Raw genomic sequence first — 17,614 nt, 5'->3', positions numbered from 1 at the left:
TTTAACAAGATGATAGATAAAAATTTATTAAAAGATATTTTCCCTTTTAAACGTCAGTTGATTTTGGTGATGATATCAAATATTATGCAAGCTATGATGATTGTAGCTATAGCATATATTATTGCTTATATAGCAGATAAATTGCTTTTATCTCGCTTAGAAAGTAGTACAGCAACTCCATTATTGGTGTTGCTGTTTTTCTTTTTTGGTATAAAGGCGATATTGAATTATTTTAATCATTATCAAATGGAGAAAATATCATTAAATGTACAAAGCAATTTACGTAAACAATTATTTGAAGTGTTGGCTCAACGTAGTTTTTTAGCAGAAGAATATGCTAAAGGACAATGGTTAGCTTTGATAACAAAAGGTGTAGATAAATTAGATATTTATTTAACATCATTTATACCACAGTTAGGTTTATTGAGTACAATTCCCCTTATTTTATTGATATTTACTTTTATTAATGATTGGATATCTGGGTTGATTTTTTTAATCACTGCACCTTTAATTCCATTTTTTATGATTTTAATTGGTAAGATTGCCGATAAGGAAAATAAGAAGCAGTGGCAAGTTTTTCAAAGATTAACTATGTATATGGCGGATTTATTGCCTGGTTTATTGATTGTTAAAGCATATAATCAAACGCAAAGACAGTTAAGTGAAATAAATAAAAATGGAGAGCTTTTTAGTCAAGCGACATTAAAAGTTTTACGCATAGCTTTTATTTCAGCTTTTATGTTAGAATTTATTTCCACATTAAGTATAGCTATTATCGCCGTAAATATTGGTCTTAGACTTATTTATGCTCAAGTAGAGTTTTTACCAGTATTTTTTATCTTATTGATAGCACCACAATTTTATCAGCCTTTTCGTCAATTTGGTTCAGCTTTTCATGATGCCATGAATGGGATTACAGCTTCTAGTGAAATTTATGCTATGATCGATAGATTGAATTGTGCTAAAGAAAATAAAATAAATTTAAAATTTAACGATGAAGATATCGTGCAGATTGAATTAAAAAATGTTTGTTATAAGTATAAAGATAGCGATAAATGGGCATTAGATAATTTAAGTTTAAAAATTAGAGCTGGAAAGCAAATTGTATTGACTGGGGATAATGGTGCAGGAAAATCCACTTTATTTAAATTATTGTTAGGTATAGAAAAATATCAATCTGGAGAAATCTTAGTCAATGATTATAATTTAGCTGAGCTAGATAAACAATGGTGGCAAAGTCAAATTGGTTGGGTAGCTCAAGAGCCATATGTTTTTTCAGCGACAATCAGAGAAAATATAACTTTGGGTAGAGATATTAAATTAGATGAAATAAAAAATATTTGTCAGTTGGTGAATTTAGATGAATTTATAAAATCTTTACCTCAAGGATATGATACAGAGATAACTTCCGCGATAAAATTAAGTTTTGGTCAAAAACGTCGTTTAGCATTGGCTAGAGCTTTAATCGGTAGACCAAAATTATTATTGTTAGATGAGCCTATGGAAAATTTAGATGTATATAATGAAAAGTTGATACAAAAAATTTTGTTTGATTTAAAAGGTAAAGTAACAGTGATAATCATAGGTCATCGTCTGCAGACTTTAAAGAATGCTGATGAATTGATTTATCTGCAACAGGGAAAACTAGCAGATAGCAAGGAAATACAGGCTAAAATAAATTATTATAGTGAAATAGTAGAAGGTGAAAGGAGCATTTGAAATGGTACAGATATTGAAGAGTATGATAAGACCTGTAATATGGAGTTTATTGTTAGCAATATTGGTAGGTACTATTTCAACATTAAGCTCAATAAGTTTAATGGGACTTTCAGCATGGTTGATAGCTAGTGCTGCTCTGCAACCGCCACTTTATGTCTTATCACTTGCTATTGTAGGTGTACGCTTTTGCGGTGTAATGAGAGCTGTTTTTCGTTATTTAGAGCGATATCTCACGCATAAAGTTGGATTTTCATTATTTACTCGTTTTAGAGTATTTGTATTGAAACAGGTTATTAAAGTTTTGCCTTTTGAACAAAAAACAGAAAGTGGAGATGCTTTTGATTTAATTGTAAATGCAGTAGATAATTTGAGAGATAGTTTTCTTCGCTTTTTTTTGCCACCTATTATTACAAGCGTAAGTATATTTATTGTAATTTTATGGTTTGGCATATATGATTATAGTTTTGTATTGTTGCTGATTAGTGCATGGATTATCTTTATGATAGTGATACCTTATATTACATGGAAATTGTATTTAAAACTCAGTAATCATAAATTTTTGTTAATACAGGAAATTATTGAGTTTTATGAAGGTAATAGAGAATTAACTTTTTATGATTATAGTAAATATCGATTGAAAAATATTCATCAAAGTATTGAGCAGTATCAACAATATCGACAAAATTTATTTAAAATAAAGTTAAAAGTTAATTTATGTAGTGAATTTATAATGGGAATTTATATGGTCATTTGTTTAGCTATAAGTATTTATTTAGTAAATACTCAAGGCTTTAATCCCATTATGGCGATTACCATATTATTGACTTTTCAAGCTGTATTAGAAGCATTAGCTATTATGCCATTATTGGTGGAACATTTTGATGAAGCTAGCAAGCGTTGGCAAGATTTAGCTATTTTTATGCAAGAAAAGAAGTTTATTTCTAATATAAATAATGGTGTGAAAAGCAAAAATCAAGAAGATGAGCAAGATAAAAATGTAGAGTTATTGCTGAATGATTTAGCTTATGGATATGATAAAGTTTTACTGGAAAATATAAATTTATCTATAAAAAAGGGACAAAAGACTTTAATTGTTGGTACTAGCGGTTGTGGAAAATCAACATTATTTTATGTGTTGATGAGATTATTATATCCATTGAAAGGAAATATCTTTGTACAAGGCATAAATTATGATGATTTAGTTGAAAAATCCATACGTGAACATTTTGCGGTAGCTTTTCAAGAACATCATATTTTCAATGTATCTATACGTGATAATTTTAAAATGCTTTATGAAGATATCACCGACGAAGAAATATATAAATCTTTAGAAAAGGTTTATTTGTTGGATTTTATAAAACAGGTAGGTTTGGATTATAGATTAGAAAATAATGGCAGTAATTTGTCTGGTGGACAAAAACATAGATTGCAATTAGCAATTTGCTTAGCAAAACAAAAAGATATAATCTTATTAGATGAACCTACAGCAGGATTAGATATAAAAACAGCAAATGATATCTGTAATCAGATTATAAGTAAATGTCAAAAACAAACGATGATAGTCACTTCTCATGATGTAAGCTTATTGAGATTTTTTGATAATATTATTATTTGCGGAGAAGGGAAAATAATAGAGCAGGGAAATATAAAAAGTTTATTATCATCTAAAAATAGCTATTTAAATAAATTGATTAGATATAAAAATCTCATATGATAGTAATTTGTTTGTATTTTTTATAGGGATATTCTATAATTATTATAAGATTATAAATAATATTTATAGATTTTGAGGTGATTTTATGTTAGGCATTGAACGACGTAGGGAGATAATGAAACTATTAAATCAACATCAAAAAGTTTATGTACAAGATTTAAGTAAATTATTTGATGTTACAGATGAAACAATAAGGCGTGATTTAGAGAAATTAGAGCAACAAAATTTAGTTAAACGTTGTTATGGTGGAGCGGTGATAAATGACCATACAAGTCAAGATATTTCATTTTTAAAGCGTATTGATATTAATAATAGTAGTAAAATCTATATAGCAAAAAGAGCAGAGCATTTAATTAATGATGGCGATACTTTGATGGTGGATTCAAGTACTACTTGCCTTGCATTGTTGAGATATTTAAAAGATAAAAAAAACCTAACAATAATTACAAACTCTATAAGACTTATAAATGAATTTGTGAATAGTGATTTTAAAATGATTTCTACTGGTGGAGAATTACGAGCTCATTCATATGCATTGACCGGCCCTATAGCTTGTGAAACTATAAAAAAATATTATGTAGATACTGTTATTATAAGTTGTAAAGCTTTGGATATAAAAAAAGGATTAATGGAGTCAAATGAGCCTGAAAGTATTATTAAACGTCAAATGATAGAGCAGGCACAAAAAAGCATATTATTAGCAGATAGTACGAAATTTGACAAGACTGCATTTACAAAAACATGTGATTTATCGCAAATAGATACTATTGTAACTAATGAAGAGCCAAATAGTAAATGGTTTGATTATATTAAAGAAAATGATATACATTTAATATATTAAAAAAAGCTGTAACAAAAGAGAATATCTCTAATTGTTACAGCTTTATGTTTATATTAAAATTTTTATTATTTTATTTAATATTATCAATAAAATAATAAAAATTTTTTTGAAATAAAATATATATTTTATCTTTAAATGTTGTTTTATATTTGATACATTTGATAGTAGTAGATAAATTGATAAAAATAATATAAAAACCAAGAAATCAAAAATAGTAAAGAAAAAGTTTTCAGTAAAATTCAAAAATAAAATAATTTGAAAAAGTATTGATTTCTATATTTTATTGATGTATAATGGAAATTAGAAAACGTTTACTGTAAATGGAAAAAGTTAATTAAAAATTATTAATAATATTATTTTTTAGGAGGATTTTAAAATGGCAGTTTTAGTATGTGGTGGAGCAGGCTATATTGGCTCTCATATGGTTTATGAACTCATTAATAATGGCGAAGATGTTGTTGTAATCGATAATCTTGAAACAGGTCATTTAGCTGCTGTTCATGAAAAAGCAAAATTTTATAAAGGCGATATCCGCAATATGGCAGACCTTGATAAAGTTTTCACAGAAAATAACATTGAAGCAATTATTCATTTTGCTGCAAATTCTCTTGTTGGCGAAAGTATGCAAGTTCCATTAAAATATTTCAACAACAATACTTGCGGTATGGAAGTTCTTCTTGAAGCTATGGTAAAACATGATGTTAAGAAAATCGTATTTTCTTCTACTGCTGCAACATATGGTGAACCAAAACGTGTTCCTATTTTAGAAACTGATGAAACAAATCCTACTAATCCATATGGTGAATCTAAACGCATGATGGAAAAAATGATGAAATGGGTAGATATGGCTAACGGTATTAAATATGTATCCTTACGTTATTTCAACGTAGCAGGTGCTGTTGAAGATGGTCATATTGGTGAAGCTCATACAACAGAAACTCACTTAATTCCAATCATTTTACAGGTTCCACTTGGCAAACGCGATCATATTACTGTATTTGGTACAGATTATCCAACAGCTGATGGTACTTGTATTCGTGACTATGTTCATGTAATGGATTTAGCAGATGCACATATGAAAGCTCTTAACTACTTACGTGAAGGTAATGAAAGCAGTATCTTCAATTTAGGTACAGGCGAAGGCTTCTCTGTAAAAGAAATGATCGATGCAGCTGAAAAAGCTACAGGATTAAAAATTAAAGTAGAATATGGTCAACGCCGTGCTGGTGACCCTGCTCGTTTAATTGCTTCTAGTGAAAAAGCTCAAAAAATCCTTAATTGGCATCCAAAATATACAAGCATGGAAGATATCATTAAAACTGCTTGGAAATGGCATCAATCCCATCCAAACGGATATGAAGACTAATTTTTGGTTTAATTAGTAAAAGGGGATATTTTAAATAATGGATATGAATTTACAAATAAATCGTTTATTAAACTTTGCTCTACAACAAGGTCTTATTGCACCAGAAGATAAATACTATAGTGCAAATTTGCTTTTAGATTTATTGGGTGTAGATGAGTTTGAAGTAGTAGAAGTAAATGAAACATTACCAATTGCTCATGATATTTTAGAAAATATGTTAGATTACGCAGTGGAAAAAGGTCTTTGTGAAGATACTGTAACACAGCGTGATTTATTTGATACTCGTATTATGAATTGCGTTATGCCTCGTCCTTCCGAAGTAGTAGGCAATTTTAAAAAGTTATACGAAAAATCTAAAGTTCAAGCTACAGATTATTTCTATAAAACAAGTATTGCTTCTAACTATATTCGTAAAGATCGCATTGATAAGAATATTATTTGGAAAGCAAATACTGAATATGGAGATTTAGATGTTACTATTAACTTATCTAAACCAGAAAAAGATCCAAGAGATATTGCTAAAGCAAAACTTGTAAAATCTTCTTCTTATCCAAAATGTTTGCTTTGCCGTGAAAATGAAGGTTATGCAGGTCATGCAAATCATCCAGCTCGTCAAACACATAGATTAATTCCTATGGATTTTGAAGGTCATCAATGGTTTATGCAGTATTCCCCATATACTTATTATAATGAACACTGCATTTTATTAAATTCCTTGCATGTACCAATGAAAGTTTGTCGTGCTACTTTTGAAAACTTATTAAATTTTGTGGATTATTTACCACACTATTTCTTAGGTTCTAATGCAGATTTACCAATCGTTGGTGGTTCTATTTTATCTCATGACCATTATCAAGGTGGACATTATACATTCGCTATGGAAAAAGCTCCAATCGAAGAAACTTTCAAAATCGAAGGTTTTGATAATGTTACTGTTGGTCGTGTAAAATGGCCTATGTCTGTAATACGTGCAGCTTCTTCTAATAAGCAAGATTTAATTGATTTTGCTGTACATGTATTAGATGCATGGCGTGGATATTCTGATGCAAGTGTAGATATCTTAGCTGAAAGTGATGGACAACCACATAATACAATTACACCAATAGCTCGTGTTCGTGATGGTAAATATGAATTGGATTTAGTTTTACGTAACAATCGTACTACTGAAGAATATCCATTAGGTATTTTCCATCCACATAATGAAGTTCATCATATTAAAAAAGAAAATATCGGCTTAATTGAAGTTATGGGTCTTGCAGTGCTTCCAGCTCGTTTGAAAAACGAATTAGCAAAAGTAAAAGAATGCTTTATTGCTGGTAAAGAAGATATCAGTGATGATGCAGATATTGCTAAACATGCAGATTGGTATAAACAACTTCGTGAAAAATATACAGATATTAAAGATGATGAAGTTGAAGATATGCTTAAAGCTGAAGTTGGTAAAATCTTTATGGTTGTATTACTTCATGCTGGTGTATTCAAACGCAATATACAAGGTATTCAAGCTTTCAATAAATTTGTAGCAACTTTATAATTTTAATAATTATGCCATCTATAAATTTTATAGATGGCATATATTTAATCAAGAAAATATTGAAAATATAGAAATAATATATTATTATATTTTAATATATTATTATATTTTAATATATTATTTTAATAAGGATTGAAGAGAGAATGAAGTCAACTACGATAATTGATGTAGCCAAAAAGGCACAAGTATCAGTAGCAACGGTATCTCGTGTAGTAAATGGTAATTATCCGGTAAAAGAAGCTACGAAGAAAAGAGTTTTAGAAGCAATAAAAGAGTTGAAATACATTCCAAATATTCAAGCAAGAGAATTAAATACACAACATTCTTCAATTATTGGGATTATTGTGCCTAGTTTATTTAATACTTTTTTTGCTGAGGTAGTGAGTGGAATAGAAAGTTTCGCAACAAGTAGTGGCTATTCGTTATTGTTGACTTACACAAAAGATGACCCTGTCTGTGAAAAAGAATGTATGAATGAATTGCTGATGCGAAATGTATCAGGAATTATAAATATTAGTCCAAATACAGAGCGTGTAGATTGTAGTTTTTTTGACCAGATGGCATCTAGGATACCGCTGGTATTTATTAATTCGTATATAAAAAGGCCAGCTATTTCTTATGTATATAATGATGAACGAATTGGTGCAAAGATAGCTTTAGAATATTTAATATCATTAGGTCATCGTAATATTTGCTTTGTTCGCGGTGAACGAAGTGATTCTTATGAGTTTAAGCAAGATGTATATATTGAGTTTATGAAAAAAATGAATTGTTTTAGAGCCGAAAATATTTTAAATGTCAGTGCGGGCAATAGTATAGATACAGTAGAATTGACAGCAAAGAAGATTACAGATTTTCTGCCTAAGCATAAAGATATTACAGCTATTTTTTGTTGTAATGATTTGATGGGAATTGGTGCTGTGAATGCTTGTAGACGTTTAAATTTAAAAATTCCTGAAGACATTTCTGTGATGGGCTTTGATAATGTTTCATTAAGTCACTTTTTAGAACCAAAACTTACGACAATGGACCAAAATATGATGACTTTGGGATGGACGGCAGCTAGTTTATTAATGGAAAAAATAGCTAGTGATAATAAAACAAGTAGACAAGTAGTATTACAAAATACTTTAGTCTTACGTGATACTACAGGTCCGTGTAAGAAAAATAAGTAAAAGAGGTAAAAAAGATGGCAGTAGTAAAAAGTGAATTTGGTGTAGCTTCTACAGGAGAACAAGTTTATAAATTTAAAATTGAAAATTCTAAAGGTGAATATGTAAATATCATTAACTATGGTTGCATTATTCAAGCTATTGTAGTTGAAGGTAAAGATGGTAAATTACACGATGTTGTTTTAGGTTATGATACTGTAAAAGAATATGAAGATGGTACTTTCTTCTATGGTGCATTTATCGGTCGTTGTGGTAACCGTATAGCTAATGGTAAATTTACTTTAAATGGTAAAACTTATGAATTAGAAACAAATAATGGAGCAAATCATCTACATGGTGGCTCCCATGGTTTCAATACAAAAGTTTATAGTGATTTCACAATTGGTGAAAATAGTGTGTCATTGAGACGTACTTCTCTAGATGGTGAAGCAAATTACCCAGGAAACTTAGATGTAGAAGTAACTTATACTTTTGACGATAATTCTTGTTTGCGTATTGATTATAAAGCTAAAACTGATGCAGACACTGTAGTTAACTTAACAAATCACAGCTATTTCAATTTAGCTGGTGAAGGCAGTGGCAGTGTTTATGATCAAACATTAAAATTGGATTGCCCAGCAATGATTCCAACTGATGCAGGATTAATCCCAACTGGTGAAATTCGCACTATCACAAAAGGCGATGTATTTGACTTTAGTGAAGCTAAACCTATTGGTCAGGATATAGACAAAGATGATGAACGTTTAGTTATTGCTGCTGGTTATGACCATACAGTATTATTACCAGAACATGATGGTTTATATACTTTTGCACAAGCTAAATCTGAAAAAACTGGTATTATTATGGACGTAGCTACAACAATGCCAGGTGCACAGTTCTATTCTGCAAATTTCTTAGAAGGAAAACCAGGTAAACAAGGTCATATTTACAATCGTCGTGATGCTTTCTGCATTGAAACTCAATATGTACCAAATGCTGTAAATTGTGATAAATTCACATCTCCAGTATTGAAAGCAGGACAAGAAACTCATACTACTACAACATATACATTTAGTAAATAATGGTAAATAATATAAAAATACACTTATGTGATTACATAAGTGTATTTTTTTTATTTGAGGGAGAAAAATCATAAATAGTTTGAAGGGTATCGTAATGGAGAGATTGTTTTCTAAAGGTATTAGGTGTGATGCCTTTTAAATTTTTAAATACTTTACAAAAATAATCATCATTATTATAGCCTACATGGTGAGCTATTTTTTTTATCGTCCATGTAGGATTATTGATTAAAAGCTTACAAGCTACAGAAATTCTTAGATTTTGTAAGTATTTCATAGGTGATATGCCAAAGTTTTTATGAAATATTTTGCAAAGATGGTATTTAGAGTAACCGATTTGTTCAGCGATTATATCTATATTTAAAGTACTTTTAGGATAATTTTCTTCAATGAATTTTTTAGCTATATCTATTTTAGTTAAATTATTTGAGTTAGAGGTTAAATTATAATTTAGAAGGTCTATCCAAAATTTATAGGCTAATTTTGTATTTATAAATAGTGATTGTAATTTATTATTGAGAGCTTTTTTATAGAGATTTATTATTTGGATTAATAGATTAGGTTGGTTTTTTAAAGATATAATAGGACCGGATCTGTTATATATTTTACATAAGAAGGGTAAGACTTCTGGAGAGAATTCTAAATAGATGAATTTCCAATGAGTAGAATTTTTGGGTAAGTAATAATGGGAATTGCTAGGAATATTAAGTAAAAAAGCATTGCCAGCTGTGATTGTATAGGTAGAGTTATTTATATTTAAAATACCTTGTCCACTGATGCAATATTGAATAAGACAATGTTTATCATGACGATGTAGATTATGCCAAGAATAGCTATGGTCAGTGATATTTTGAAAGCCGATACCTGTTAATGTTATTAATGGCAAATCAGAGGAAAATTGATATTTTATAGCTTTATAAGGCAATGTTTTAAACATAAAAAGCTCCTTTAAATTTAAATATAAAGATGACAAAAAATTACAGTAGATAACATTTTATTATCATTTTAATATGGTTGATGATATTTTAAAATATTATTTAAGAAATAAATTTGAGGGAGAGAGTAATATGTTATCTATCAACTATGATGAGAAACAAAAGATATTTAATTTATCCAACGGCAAAATTAGTTATATTTTAGGCATTGAAAAAGATTGTTATGTAAAACATATTTATTTTGGCAAATATTTATCATCATATAATGGAAGTAATGCTCAATTATTTTATGATAGAGGTTTTTGTTCAAATCCAATTGCAACAGATAGAAATTTTTCGTTAGATACCTTATTGCAAGAATATCCAGATTTTAATCAAGGGGATTTTAGAAATCCAGCTTATATAATTCAAACGGAAGATGGCAAACGTGTAAATCGTTTTTATTATGATAATTTTAATATCATTGATGGAAAACCTAAATTAGAGGGATTACCGTCTATTTATGTAGATAATGAAAATGAAGCTAAAACTTTGTGCATTATGTTAAAAGACAAGGTGATGAATGCAAGCATTTATTTATATTATACAATTTTTGCTGATTATGATGTTATTTGTAGACATACTGAATTTGTAAATCATGGTGATAAGAGTATATATTTAGATAAAGTAATGAGCTTTAGTATAGATTTTGCTGATAGTGATTATGATGTGATGACATTATCCGGTGCTCATTTATATGAAAAAAATATTTATCGCAGAGCTATAAAATCTGACAGTATTGTATTAGAAAGCATACGAGGAACAAGTAGTCCACAGGCAACTCCATTTATAGCTTTGATGGATAAAAATACTAATGAAGATATAGGCTCTGTATGGGCATTTAATTTTATTTATAGTGGTGATTTCCAAACTAGTGTACAAGTGGGACAATATAAGACTACTAGAGTACAAATGGGTATGAACCCTACGACTTTTGGTTGGACTTTAAGCGGTAAAGAAAAATTTGTTTCTCCAGAAGCTGTATTAGTTTATACAGATAAAGGTTTAAATACTATGTCTCAGATTTTTCATAAATTGTATAGAAATCAACTTTGTCGAGGTTTATATAAAGAAAAAGTTCGTCCTATTTTGTTGAATAGTTGGGAAGCTTGTCATTTTGAAGTCAATGAAGATAATTGCTTGGATTTAGCAAGACAAGCTGGTGAATTGGGTATAGAGCTATTTGTATTAGATGATGGCTGGTTTAAAAATCGCTGTGATGATACGCAAGGGCTAGGTGATTGGCTAGAAGATGAAGCAAAATTCCCACATGGATTAAAAACTTTAGCTCAAAAAATTAAGGAAAAAGGATTATTATTTGGTTTATGGTTTGAGCCAGAAATGATATCTAAAAATAGTGAGTTATATAAAAATCATCCTGATTGGGTGATTAGAAGTATGGATTATGAGCCTATTTTGAGCAGATGCCAATATGTGTTGGATTTATCGAATATAGAAGTTTGTAATTATCTTGTAGAAAAAATAGCTAATATATTAGAAAATGTAGAGATATCTTATGTTAAATGGGATATGAATAGACATTTGACAGATTTAGGTTCTGCTTATTTGAATAGTAAGGAACAAAAAGAATTATCACATAGATATGTATTGGGGTTATATTATATTTTAGAAAAGTTAACACAGCGTTTTAAAAATGTTTTATTTGAAAGTTGTTCTAGTGGTGGCGGTAGATATGATGCAGGAATGCTCTATTATATGCCACAAACATGGGCTAGCGATAATACAGATGCCATTTGTCGTCTGAAAATACAATATGGTACAAGTATATTATTCCCTGCGATTACAATGGGCTCACATGTTTCTATAGTGCCAAACCATCAAGTAGGTAGAATAACACCACTTGAAACGCGTTTTGCTGTAGCTTCTTCAGGAAATTTGGGTTATGAATTGGATTTAAATAAATTAAGTGGTGAGGAAAAAGAAGAGATAAAAAAACAAGTAGTTTGGTATAAACAATATAGAGATATTATACAAAAAGGGACTTTCTACAGAATACAGAGTCCTTTTGCAGGAAATAATACTAGTTGGAATATTGTTTCTGAAGATGAAAATACTATTATTTGTTATTTTTATCAGGTTTTAGTAGAGCCAATATATACAAATCTAATTTTGAAATTAAAAGGATTGCAAGAAGACGCTTTATATACTTTAGTCGGTACAGATAAAGTTTTCAGCGGTAGTGAATTGATGTATGCTGGCTTGATGATACCAAGAATAGAAAAAGATTTTTATAGTAATATTTATGTATTCAAAAAGTTGGTTTAAACGGTAATTTTAGTATATTTATTTAAAATTTTATATATATTTTACAAACGATGCCTATGTAAAACTATACAATTTTACATAGGCATTGTATAATAATAATGAGCTTAACAGAAAATTTCATATAAACAGCATTAGATTTTTTAAATGCAACATTATTTCTCACAAAGAAATCATGAGGTGATAGTAGATGGCTATTAAAAATGTTGAAGTTGACCGTAGAGATTGTCAAAGCTACCGTAACTATTTGAAGAGAGGAGGATTTATCTCCGCGAGCTATTTATCAGTTAGTGGTTTAGATGCTATAAGATTAAAAAAATTAGCTGTTCAAGGTAGATTGGATGCTGTTAGATGTGCGATTGGTAAATCTGTTAGGTGGTACTACTGCGAAAAACAAGCAGAGTTAGCTCATTTACGTGGAGAAGCATGAAATGCATAATTTTTATGTTTAGTAGACTACTTTTTATAAAATATTAAAAAGTAGTCTATTTTTTATAAAAAACTTATTGACAAAAACAAATTCATCTGATATTATATATTTCTGTCAGCAACAATATAATATTGTTTGAGAGCACATGGAGAGTTGTCCGAGTGGTTGAAGGAGCACGCCTGGAAAGCGTGTATACGGGTCCCCGTATCGAGGGTTCAAATCCCTCACTCTCCGCCATAATTGATAGGTACAGGATTTTGCATTGCAAAGTCCTGTTTTTTGTATATGCAGAAATATAGAGGTTTTTATGAAAATAATCTTGATAATAATAATGTTATTGGTATTAAATTTAAATTTAGTATTTGCACAAAATCTAGAAAATAATGAGAGTAATTTAAAAAAGCAGGATATACAGTATTTATCAGCATGGACTTCACTTGCTGTATATAATGATAAATTTAGTTTATTAGCAAGAGATATTTTAAAAAATGATGGTTGGAATATTCGCTTTTATAATGAACAAATAGCAAAGTCTGATGTTAAATATTTATTAGCTGATAAAAAAATAAATGATAAAGATATATATTTTTTATCTATAAGTGGTACGAGTAGTTGGCAAGATGTAAAAACAGATTTAGCAGTAGAAGCAACGGTTTTTCAAGGTCACAGTATAGAAGAGTTTTTACTTAGTAGAAATGATACTGATTTAAGGGAGGATAGACCATTAGTACATAAAGGTTTTTTACAATATGTACAAGACGGTTTTTTCTCGCCTAATAGTACAGGAAAGATTTTGGGACTTGACTTAGTCGAACATTTAAAATTATATCCGGAAGATAAAATTTATATAACAGGACATAGCTTAGGTGGAGCTGTAGCTGAGTTATTGACAGCTCGATTAATAGATATGGGAGTAAATCGTGAGCAAATAGAAACTGTTACTTTTGGGGCACCTGCTGTAGGTAATAAATGTTTTGTGGATATGTATGAGCCTAAAATGAATTTAACGCGTATCACTATGAAAGGTGATATTGTAAAAAATTTAGCACAAATAGCAAATGAGCGTTTTGTGCAGTTTAAAACTAATGAGGTATGGACAGTATCTGAATTAGAAAATGATAAATTTGCCCATAATATGTTACTTTATTTTGATCGAGCTATTAAAAATTATTATGATAGTAAAGTAGATGTACAACAAATAGAAGACATTAAAGCTTGTGATATATATGTAGCTAAGATTAAATATGATTTTCCTCAAGAAGTACAGTCAGAAATAAAATATATGGATTTAGCTTTAACAGATAAATTATCTAGGGAAAATGAAAATTGTTTTGTAGAGAAAGATGATCAAGTAAATGCTTTTGTTAAAGCAAGATCACTAAATGCAAAATATGTAGTATTTTATGATTTTAGTGCAAGTAAAATAAAAGATAGTACATCAAATAAAAGATATTATCTTTATGGAAGTAAGTATATTTATGATATAAATGGCAATTTAATTGGCGGTTTTAGTGCTACATCAGATACAAATGAAATGACTCTATTGCAGGCAGTATTATATTTAGATTGTCAATTTAAATAAAATTTTAAGTAGATAAAAAGAAAAACTTAGCGAATAATATTTGGTGTTATTCGCTAAGTTTTTTTGTTATGGTAATTGAGTGAGTTTTATATCAGATATTTGTTTAATGATAATATCTGCTCTAGATAAATCTTGATTGCCGGAATTAGGATTGGCAAAACCAATACAAAACATGCCTGCATCTTTAGCAGCAATACTACCATTTTTAGAGTCTTCAAGAACGACACAATCTTTAGGATTAACGAATAGTTTTTTTGCTGTCTTTAAATATATATCAGGAGCAGGTTTGCCATGGACTAAATCTTCTCCGGAGACTAAAAATTTAAAGTATTTATCAATGTTGAAAGTTTTTACGATAAATTCAATGACGTTTAAAGGTGAAGATGAAGCTATCGCTAGAGGAATATTTGCTTTTTGTAATTGTTCAAGTAGGTCAGTAATTCCATCAATAGGTTTGAGTTGATGTTCAACAATATACTTTTTAAAGAAAGTCATATGATTATTAGTCATTTCTTGGGGTGTATAAGGTAGATGATGTTTATTGATGAAGTAAGAAAAAACAGATGTGGAAGTCATGCCAATAAGTTTATTGAATTCCTTATCATCGACAACGACATTACTTTTAAGTAAAACTTCTTTAATTACTTTATTATGAATAGGTTCACTATCAATAATTACACCATCCATATCAAAAATAAATGCTTTCATAAAGATACCTCTTTTTGTTTTTAATTAAGTAATTATAGCATAGCAAAATTAAATAGAGTTTAAAAGTAAATTAACCTTATGAAAGATAAATTTATTTAAATTTATAACAATTAGATATATAATAAATAATAACAGATAATATTGTCGAGGTTGATAAAGTGAAAAAAATAGTAATATGTTTATTGGGTCTATTTATTTGTATGCAATCTATAGCTTTAGCTAATGTACATCAATCGAAAGTGGCAAATGTAGAAAGTATTCGTTCTGTATATGCCTATAAAGACCCACAACAAGTGAAGATTTATGAACAGCAAAAATTATTGCAAGAGCAAAATAAAACTGATGAGAAAATTGAAGAACCAGTAGCATTATTTAGAGTTTTTCTTAATAATGATAGATTTTATAAAGATGATAATAAATATAGAGACAATATAGAATTGGCATTTACATCACATAATACAAATAGAAATTATATTTTTGATAATGAATGTCCACCGTATTTAATCATAAAAGATATTAATAATAATGAGTATAAATTAAATTTTGCTAAAACAAAATATGATAATCCATATTGGATAAGCTTTAAATTAACTAAAAAAGAGATGGAGCAAATTGAAAATGCTAAATCAATAAGCATAATTTTGCCAGAAGCAGAAAATAATATCTATTATTTCAATAAGAAAAAAGATAAAATAGAAAAGAAATCTTATGATGATGATATGAAAATAATAGAAAGGGAATATGTACTTCCTGAAACTATAGTTAATGAATGGAAAGAAGTTTTAAATAGCAATAAATAAAAAAAGCCCTACTAAAAATATTTTTAGTAGGGCTTTTTAGTAAGGGGTTTATGATTAATGCTTAGTAAGCGGCATCATTGCCATTACTAGCTTCTGTAGGGGCAGTATCTTTATGTTCTATTCCTGTATGATATGGGCTATTTACATTTACTGTAGGAGCATGCAATTTTATATTGCGTTTTTCTAATACTTGTTTTAAAAGCCATGGTTTATCTGAAATAATACCATCTACACCCATATCGAGTAACATATTCATATCTTTTTCATTGTTGACAGTCCATGGAACAACTTTCATGCCCAAAGAATGTGCTTCATCAACATCTTGTTTGGAGATTTCTGTATAATAAGGAGAAATAATATCAGCACCGATTGCATGAGCAGCTTTTACAGGATCTCCTTGATAATCTTTAATATCTAATCCACCAAGCCATGGAGATTTTTCTTGTTCATAACGGCGTAAAGATTCACTATCACGGCCCCAAGAAGGTTGTTCTTGCCAAAGTGCACTAGTAGAGATATTAGGATTTAATTTTTTCATTTCAATCAATGTTCGCCAATCAAAAGATTGTAAAACGACACGATCTTCCATATTATATTTTTTTACAATATTATTAAATGTTTCTACGAATTTTTTAGGATCAGCATTATTTTTATATCCGATACTTTCTGGATCAGGATAAGATTTTGTTTCAATATTTAAAATGATATCTTTGTTGTCGTAAGATTGAATTAGTTGCATTAACTCTTCTAATGTAGGAATTTTAGCATCGTAAGTAAATTGTGTTTTACCATGTAAATCATAGTATTCACCGCAATTAGGATTCATTACACCAACATCGAATTTCTTTAATTCATCTACAGTCATTAAACGAATATCATATTTATTATTTTCAATATAATTACCATTTTCATCGCGTGTTATATCTGAATTTAAGATAGGATTATGGCTCATAACAATTTGACCATCTTTAGTAAGTTGCATATCACATTCAATAGAAGTTGCACCTAGTTCCATTGCATAAGCATAAGAATACAAAGTATTTTCTGGTCTAACATCTCTACCTCCACGATGTGCTTCTAAATCAAATACATCATAATTGACTTTAGCATAAGTAGTGGAAATATCAATATTATTAAATCCGCTGTAGATTGTTAATGCGGCTAGACCAGTTAATAGAAGTTTTTTAGATATTTTATTCATTGTATTCATCTCCTAAAGATTAATTGTATTTTTTTAATTATCTCATAAATCTGAATATATGTATGTCAGAATATAATGTAATTTTAAAGTAAATTTTTCTTACAAAAATAAAGTGAAAAAATAATAAAAAAAGTGTTGACAAAAGATTAAAAGCTAGATATAATAATTAAGCACTCGACGAGAGGGCAACTCAAAAAGAAGAAAATTGTTAAAAACAAAAAATAAATAAAAA

At 29.0% G+C, this 17,614-nt stretch carries 14 protein-coding genes and 1 tRNA gene; 12 read left to right on the top strand and 3 right to left on the bottom strand.

What is annotated here, in order from left to right; all coding sequences use genetic code 11:
- Positions 1–9: 9 nt before the first annotated feature.
- The 7 genes from cydD to Q5I67_RS09395 all read left to right on the top strand — a co-directional run bounded on the left by cydD (position 10) and on the right by Q5I67_RS09395 (position 9,407).
- Positions 10–1,719, top strand: coding sequence for a thiol reductant ABC exporter subunit CydD (gene cydD, locus Q5I67_RS09425; RefSeq protein WP_302487152.1), 1,710 nt, complete (start codon positions 10–12; stop codon positions 1,717–1,719).
- Positions 1,720–1,741: 22 nt separating this feature from the next.
- A complete protein-coding gene (cydC, locus tag Q5I67_RS09420) occupies positions 1,742–3,433 on the top strand; it encodes a thiol reductant ABC exporter subunit CydC (RefSeq protein WP_302487151.1) in 1,692 nt (563 codons plus the stop codon).
- 85 nt (positions 3,434–3,518) lie between these two features.
- Complete coding sequence (locus Q5I67_RS09415; protein ID WP_302487150.1) at positions 3,519–4,274, top strand: DeoR/GlpR family DNA-binding transcription regulator; 756 nt, start codon at positions 3,519–3,521, stop codon at positions 4,272–4,274.
- A 376-nt stretch (positions 4,275–4,650) separates the two neighbouring features.
- Positions 4,651–5,640: a UDP-glucose 4-epimerase GalE gene (gene galE, locus Q5I67_RS09410; protein WP_302487149.1), complete on the top strand. Its 990-nt coding sequence runs from the start codon at positions 4,651–4,653 to the stop codon at positions 5,638–5,640.
- Between the two features lie 37 nt (positions 5,641–5,677).
- Positions 5,678–7,174: a UDP-glucose--hexose-1-phosphate uridylyltransferase gene (gene galT / locus Q5I67_RS09405; RefSeq protein WP_302487148.1), complete on the top strand. Its 1,497-nt coding sequence runs from the start codon at positions 5,678–5,680 to the stop codon at positions 7,172–7,174.
- 143 nt (positions 7,175–7,317) lie between these two features.
- On the top strand, positions 7,318–8,349 hold the full coding sequence (locus Q5I67_RS09400) for a LacI family DNA-binding transcriptional regulator (RefSeq protein ID WP_302487147.1): 1,032 nt from the start codon (positions 7,318–7,320) through the stop codon (positions 8,347–8,349).
- 14 nt (positions 8,350–8,363) lie between these two features.
- Positions 8,364–9,407, top strand: a complete 1,044-nt coding sequence (locus Q5I67_RS09395) for an aldose epimerase family protein (RefSeq protein WP_302487146.1) — start codon at positions 8,364–8,366, stop codon at positions 9,405–9,407.
- A gap of 31 nt (positions 9,408–9,438) precedes the next feature.
- On the opposite strand, the gene Q5I67_RS09390 is transcribed toward Q5I67_RS09395, so the two are convergent.
- On the bottom strand, positions 9,439–10,341 hold the full coding sequence (locus tag Q5I67_RS09390) for an AraC family transcriptional regulator (RefSeq protein ID WP_302487145.1): 903 nt from the start codon (positions 10,339–10,341) through the stop codon (positions 9,439–9,441).
- Between the two features lie 130 nt (positions 10,342–10,471).
- Between Q5I67_RS09390 and Q5I67_RS09385 the strand changes: the two genes are divergently transcribed.
- From Q5I67_RS09385 to Q5I67_RS09370, 4 genes are all read left to right on the top strand, one after another.
- Entirely contained in the window at positions 10,472–12,664 is a 2,193-nt protein-coding gene (locus Q5I67_RS09385; RefSeq protein WP_302487144.1) for an alpha-galactosidase, read from the top strand.
- Positions 12,665–12,851: 187 nt separating this feature from the next.
- Positions 12,852–13,091, top strand: a complete 240-nt coding sequence (locus Q5I67_RS09380) for a hypothetical protein (protein WP_302487143.1) — start codon at positions 12,852–12,854, stop codon at positions 13,089–13,091.
- A 147-nt stretch (positions 13,092–13,238) separates the two neighbouring features.
- Positions 13,239–13,328: transfer RNA gene (locus tag Q5I67_RS09375), tRNA-Ser, on the top strand.
- Between the two features lie 70 nt (positions 13,329–13,398).
- Positions 13,399–14,673, top strand: coding sequence for a lipase family protein (locus tag Q5I67_RS09370; RefSeq protein WP_302487142.1), 1,275 nt, complete (start codon positions 13,399–13,401; stop codon positions 14,671–14,673).
- A 66-nt stretch (positions 14,674–14,739) separates the two neighbouring features.
- Here the strand turns inward: Q5I67_RS09370 and Q5I67_RS09365 are convergent, their stop codons facing one another.
- Positions 14,740–15,381: an HAD family phosphatase gene (locus tag Q5I67_RS09365; protein ID WP_302487141.1), complete on the bottom strand. Its 642-nt coding sequence runs from the start codon at positions 15,379–15,381 to the stop codon at positions 14,740–14,742.
- A 158-nt stretch (positions 15,382–15,539) separates the two neighbouring features.
- Here Q5I67_RS09365 and Q5I67_RS09360 point away from each other — a divergent pair, with 158 nt between their 5' ends.
- Positions 15,540–16,181, top strand: coding sequence for a hypothetical protein (locus Q5I67_RS09360; protein ID WP_296898518.1), 642 nt, complete (start codon positions 15,540–15,542; stop codon positions 16,179–16,181).
- A gap of 61 nt (positions 16,182–16,242) precedes the next feature.
- On the opposite strand, the gene Q5I67_RS09355 is transcribed toward Q5I67_RS09360, so the two are convergent.
- Entirely contained in the window at positions 16,243–17,382 is a 1,140-nt protein-coding gene (locus Q5I67_RS09355; RefSeq protein ID WP_302487140.1) for a glycerophosphodiester phosphodiesterase, read from the bottom strand.
- Positions 17,383–17,614 lie beyond the last annotated feature (232 nt).

Source organism: uncultured Megamonas sp. (genome assembly GCF_958438645.1).
Taxonomy (GTDB): domain Bacteria; phylum Bacillota; class Negativicutes; order Selenomonadales; family Selenomonadaceae; genus Megamonas.
Note: the sequence above shows the minus strand (reverse complement) of the source record. Positions and strands in the feature narration are given on the sequence as shown.